Consider the following 4931-nt stretch of genomic DNA (forward strand, 5'->3'; position numbering starts at 1 on the left):
GAGGTCATTCACTACGGGATGCCGGTTGACCCCGGCAATCTGCTGTTTCTGGGGCGGCTGGGGACCAAGCCCGTCATCGGCCTGCCGGGCTGTGCGCGGTCCCCTGCGATGAACGGCGCGGATTGGGTGCTGGAACGGGTGATTTGCGGCGTGCCCGTCGGGCCTGCGGACATTATGAGGATGGGTGTTGGTGGGCTGTTGAAAGAGATCCCCGAACGCGGACGGCCCAGAGAATAGAAGGTGGGGGAACGGGCCCTTGATGCGGGGCATTTGGGGCAATGCTGCTCTGCGGCGGAGAATTTAGTTCTCAGACCGCACAACCCGTGGTTAACTCGATCCAAATACAAACATCTGGGAGGATACCATGGCACAGGTCTCAATGACCGTGAATGGAAAGACTGTCAGTGGCGAGGTCGAAGGCCGCACGCTGCTGGTGGAGTTTCTGCGCAATGATCTGAATTTGACAGGCACCCATGTGGGCTGTGACACCAGCCAATGTGGCGCTTGCGTGGTGCATGTGAACGGGGAGGCCGTGAAGGCCTGCACCATGTTTGCGGCTGAGGCCGAGGGGGCCGATGTGGGCACCATCGAAGGTCAGGCCAATGCGGACGGATCGCTGAACGTGATCCAGCAGGCGTTTCAGGACCACCACGGGCTGCAATGCGGATTTTGCACGCCGGGTATGGTGATGTCGACGGCGGCCTTGCTGAAAGACAACCCAAAGCCCACGGAGGCCGAGGTGCGCACGTATCTTGAAGGCAACATTTGCCGGTGCACGGGCTACCACAATATCGTCAAGGCGATCATGGCCGCGTCCGGTCAGGACGTCAGCGCCATCGCGGCGGAGTAACCGAAAACGTCGGGGCCAGACGACCCGGAGCGATGCTCCGACCCGTCAGGCCTGGGTCCGGTCTCTTGAGGCCGGGGTCGGGCCGCCCCGCAACAGGGAGGACTATGAATGCCGAAGGACAATTCAACCGTTGAGGGCGGCATCGGGGCTGCTACCACGCGCCGCGAAGACATCCGGTTTCTGACCGGAGAGGGGCAATACACCGATGACATCAACCTGACGGGGCAGGCCCATGCGGTTTTTGCGCGGTCAGATGTGGCCAACGGGGTGATCAAGAGCATCGACACAACGGCGGCCGAAGCCATGCCCGGTGTTCTGGCAATTTTCACCGGTGAGGATTTTGTCGAGGTCGGCGGCAACCCCGCAGGCTGGTTGATCAACAGCCGCGATGGCGAGCCGATGAAAGAGCCCAAGCGGCCTGTGTTGGCCCATGGCAAGGTCCGCCATGTGGGCGATGCTTATGCCGCGGTGATCGCGGAGACCAAGCAACAGGCGCGGGACGCGGTCGAGGCGTTAGAGGTGGAGATTGAGGAATTGCCTGCGGTGATCGACATGGCGTCGGCCATCGAAGGGGGCGGTTTGGTTCATGACGAGATCGACACCAACATCTGTTTTGACTGGGGCTGGATCGAAGACAATCGGGCCGCCACAGATGAGGCCATCAAAAACGCGCCCCATGTGACCACCTTGGAATTGGTGAACAACCGACTGGTGCCCAACGCGATGGAGCCGCGTGCGTCGACGGCCGATTACAACCCCGGCACCGATGAATACACGCTTTATACGACCAGCCAGAACCCGCACCTGACGCGGCTTCTGATCTCTGCCTTTGTGCTGGGGATTCCTGAGAACAAGTTGCGCGTCGTGGCCCCCGATGTGGGCGGCGGCTTTGGGTCGAAAATCTATCACTACGGCGAAGAGGCGCTCGTGCTGGCGGCGGCCAAGAAGCTGAAGCGACCGGTGAAATGGACCGCCACACGGTCCGAGGCCTTTTTGACAGACGCCCACGGGCGCGATCACGTCACCAAGATCGAATTGGCCTGCGAGAAGGACGGCACGTTCATTGCGTTTCGCACGGAAACCATGGCCAATGTGGGCGCCTATCTGTCGAATTTCTCGACCGCGACGCCGACGTTTCTGCATGGCACCTTGATGGCGGGCAATTACACGGTGCCCAATGTCTATGTGAACGTGAAGGCGGTGTTTACGAACACTGCGCCTGTGGATGCCTACCGCGGGGCAGGGCGGCCCGAGGCCACCTATTCCATCGAACGCATCATCGACATGACGGCGCGGGAATTGGGAATGGATCCGGTTGAGCTGCGGCGCAAGAATTTCGTCAAGCCCGATCAATACCCCTTCGCCTCTGCTGCAGGGCTGGAATACGACAGCGGCAATTATGACCGGCAGATGGACAAGCTGGAGAAGATGATCGACCGCGAGGGCTTTGCCGCGCGGCGTGCGGAAAGCGAGGCCAAGGGCAAACTGCGGGGCTTGGGCGTCAACGCCTATATCGAGGCCTGCGGCATTGCGCCGTCCAATCTGGTGGGCGTGTTGGGGTCCCGTGTGGGGCTTTATGATGCGGCGACGGTGCGGGTGAATGCCACGGGCAATCTGTCCGTCATGGTCGGGGCGCACAGCCACGGGCAGGGGCACGAGACGGCCTTTCCGCAGGTGGTTGCCGATATGCTGGGGATTGAGGCGGCGTCGATTGATATCGTGCACGGCGATACCGCGAAAATCCCGTTTGGGATGGGCACTTATGGGTCACGGTCTTTGGCGGTTTGCGGCTCAGCCGTGGTGCGGGCCACCGAAAAGATCATCGCCAAGGCCAAGAAGATCGCGGCGCACATGCTGGAAGCCTCGGACGCGGATATTGAGCTGAAAGACGGCCAGTTCAGTGTGGCGGGCACCGACAAATCCGTAAGCTTCGGTGAGGTCGCGTTGAAGGCCTATATCCCCCATCAGTTCCCCATCGAGGATATTGAGCCGGGGTTGGAGGAGACGGCGTTTTATGATCCGGCGAACTTCACCTACCCCTCGGGCGCCTATGCCTGTGAGGTGGAGGTGGACCCCGAGACGGGCAAAGTCACCGTCGAGCGGTTCGCCGCCGCCGATGATTTTGGCAATATCATCAACCCGATGATTGTCACCGGTCAGGTGCACGGGGGCCTGGGCCAAGGCATCGGACAGGCGCTGGTGGAGCAGACGGCCTATGACAGCGACGGTCAGTTGTTGAGCGCGTCTTACATGGATTACGCCATGCCGCGCGCGGATGATCTGCCGTTCTATCAGGTGGATCACGACGACGGCACGCCGTGTACGCACAACCCGTTGGGTGTGAAGGGTTGTGGCGAGGCGGGGGCCATCGGATCGCCGCCGACGGTCGTGAATGCTGTGGTCGATGCGTTGCAATCAGGCGGGCACGAGGTGACCCATGTGGATATGCCGCTGACCCCGTCACGGGTGTGGAGCGCGATGCAGGGGTAAGGTGGTATGGATCGGATGAGCAAAGCTCATCCGATCCGCTGGGGGCCAGCCCCCAGACCCCCGACACCTGGGGGCCAGCCCCCAGACCCCCGGAGTTTAAGGATCAGAAGAATGAAGGGCATTCTGGATGGTCCGGTAGAAAGGACAAGAGACGATGTATGACTTTGAGATGATACGGCCCACGACGATTGCGGATGCGGTTGCGGCTTTGGGAGACGAGGACGCGCAGGCGTTGGGTGGGGGGCAGACGTTGATCCCCACGTTAAAGCAACGTTTGGCCATGCCGTCGACCTTGGTAAGCCTCGGCGCGATATCGGAGATGCGCGGTGTGTGCATGTCGGACGCGGGCGAGGTTTGTGTGGGCGGGGCCACGCCCCATGCGGTGGTGGCGGCGGAGGCCACGGCCTATCCGGGGTTGGCGGCACTGGCGGGTCATATCGGCGATCCGGCGGTGCGCAATCGCGGCACGGTGGGCGGGTCTTTGGCCAACAACGACCCGTCGGCCTGTTATCCCGCGGCCGCGCTGGCATCGGGGGCTTTGATCATCACCAACACGCGCGAGATTGCGGCGGATGATTATTTTCAGGGCATGTTCACCACGGCGCTGGAGGAGGGTGAGATCATCACCGAAGTGCGTTTTCCGGTGCCCGAGATGTCGCATTACGAAAAGTTTGTGCAGCCTGCGTCGCGCTTTGCGCTTGTGGGTGTCATGGTCGCGAAGTTTGCGGATGGCGTGCGGGTGGCTGTGACCGGTGCCTCTGAAGAGGGGGTCTATCGCTGGACCGAGGCGGAGGCCGCGCTGTCGGATGATTTTTCGGCAGGCGCGCTGGCGGATCTGACCGTCAGCAGCGATGGCATGATCAGCGATCTGCATGGATCGGGCGATTACCGCGCCCATCTGGTCAAGGTCATGACGGGCCGCGCGGTGACGGCTGCGGCCTGACGTCTGCGCATCACCCAACGGCAGAATTGTGCCGGTGCCACGGGGCGCAAGGGAACCCTTGCGCCCCGTGTGTGTTTGGGGATGAAGGGTTCGCGTCGGCGGGCCGCATGTTCAAAGGTGATCCACATGACGTCTAAATATCGCAACAGCACAGCCATCGCCGTTGTCGGCACACTTCTGGCGGGGCCCGTATCGGCGCAGGAGACGCCGCCGGTCTGCCTGCCCGATATGCTGGAATTTCCCTGTGTTCTGGAGGATCAGGTGATCCTGTCCGAAGACGTGTTTGACGCGGCCTTTCAGGATTTCAGCGAAGACGGTGTTCTGGACGGCCAGTTCAGCGAGATGACGGCACAGGATCTGGGATTGGACGCGGCACCGGAGGCGGGGCAGGTCGTTGAGGACGAGGTGAACGAGCCCGCCGGCGAGGCTGCTGCGGACGTAAGTGCGGCCTCTGACGCGGCGACGGACGAGATTCAGGACGCTTTGGAAGAGGGCGAGGCAGCGCAGGACGCGATTGATGCGCAGGCCGATCAGGAACTGAGCGAGGCGATTGATGCTGTCGACGCGGAGGGTGATGCCGAAGCGGAGACCGAGGCGGAGGTGGAGACCGAGGCGGAGGTGGAGACCGAGGCGGAGATGGAAGCCGAG

At 62.1% G+C, this 4931-nt stretch carries 3 protein-coding genes and 2 pseudogenes; all 5 read left to right on the forward strand.

Features of this window, described 5'->3' with window-relative positions:
* A pseudogene (locus QZ653_RS14145) lies at positions 1-237 on the forward strand (molybdopterin biosynthesis protein); the annotation flags it as partial.
* A gap of 127 nt (positions 238-364) precedes the next feature.
* Positions 365-850, forward strand: coding sequence for a (2Fe-2S)-binding protein (locus QZ653_RS14150; RefSeq protein WP_296421012.1), 486 nt, complete (start codon positions 365-367; stop codon positions 848-850).
* Positions 851-958: 108 nt separating this feature from the next.
* Positions 959-3340: a xanthine dehydrogenase family protein molybdopterin-binding subunit gene (locus tag QZ653_RS14155; protein ID WP_296421013.1), complete on the forward strand. Its 2382-nt coding sequence runs from the start codon at positions 959-961 to the stop codon at positions 3338-3340.
* 154 nt (positions 3341-3494) lie between these two features.
* Positions 3495-4283 carry an FAD binding domain-containing protein gene (locus QZ653_RS14160; protein ID WP_296421015.1) on the forward strand — a complete coding sequence of 263 codons (789 nt, stop codon included), beginning with the start codon at positions 3495-3497 and terminating at the stop codon, positions 4281-4283.
* Positions 4284-4409: 126 nt separating this feature from the next.
* A pseudogene (locus tag QZ653_RS14165) lies at positions 4410-4931 on the forward strand (hypothetical protein); the annotation flags it as partial.

Source organism: Pseudooctadecabacter sp. (genome assembly GCF_020627745.1).
Taxonomy (GTDB): Bacteria; Pseudomonadota; Alphaproteobacteria; order Rhodobacterales; family Rhodobacteraceae; genus Octadecabacter.

Excerpts from the sequence above, each read along its gene's own strand:
- QZ653_RS14150 (WP_296421012.1), top strand. The coding sequence starts at position 365 with ATGGCACAGGTCTCAATGACCGTGAATGGAAAGACTGTCAGTGGCGAG.
- QZ653_RS14155 (WP_296421013.1), top strand. The coding sequence starts at position 959 with ATGCCGAAGGACAATTCAACCGTTGAGGGCGGCATCGGGGCTGCTACC.
- QZ653_RS14160 (WP_296421015.1), top strand. The coding sequence starts at position 3,495 with ATGTATGACTTTGAGATGATACGGCCCACGACGATTGCGGATGCGGTT.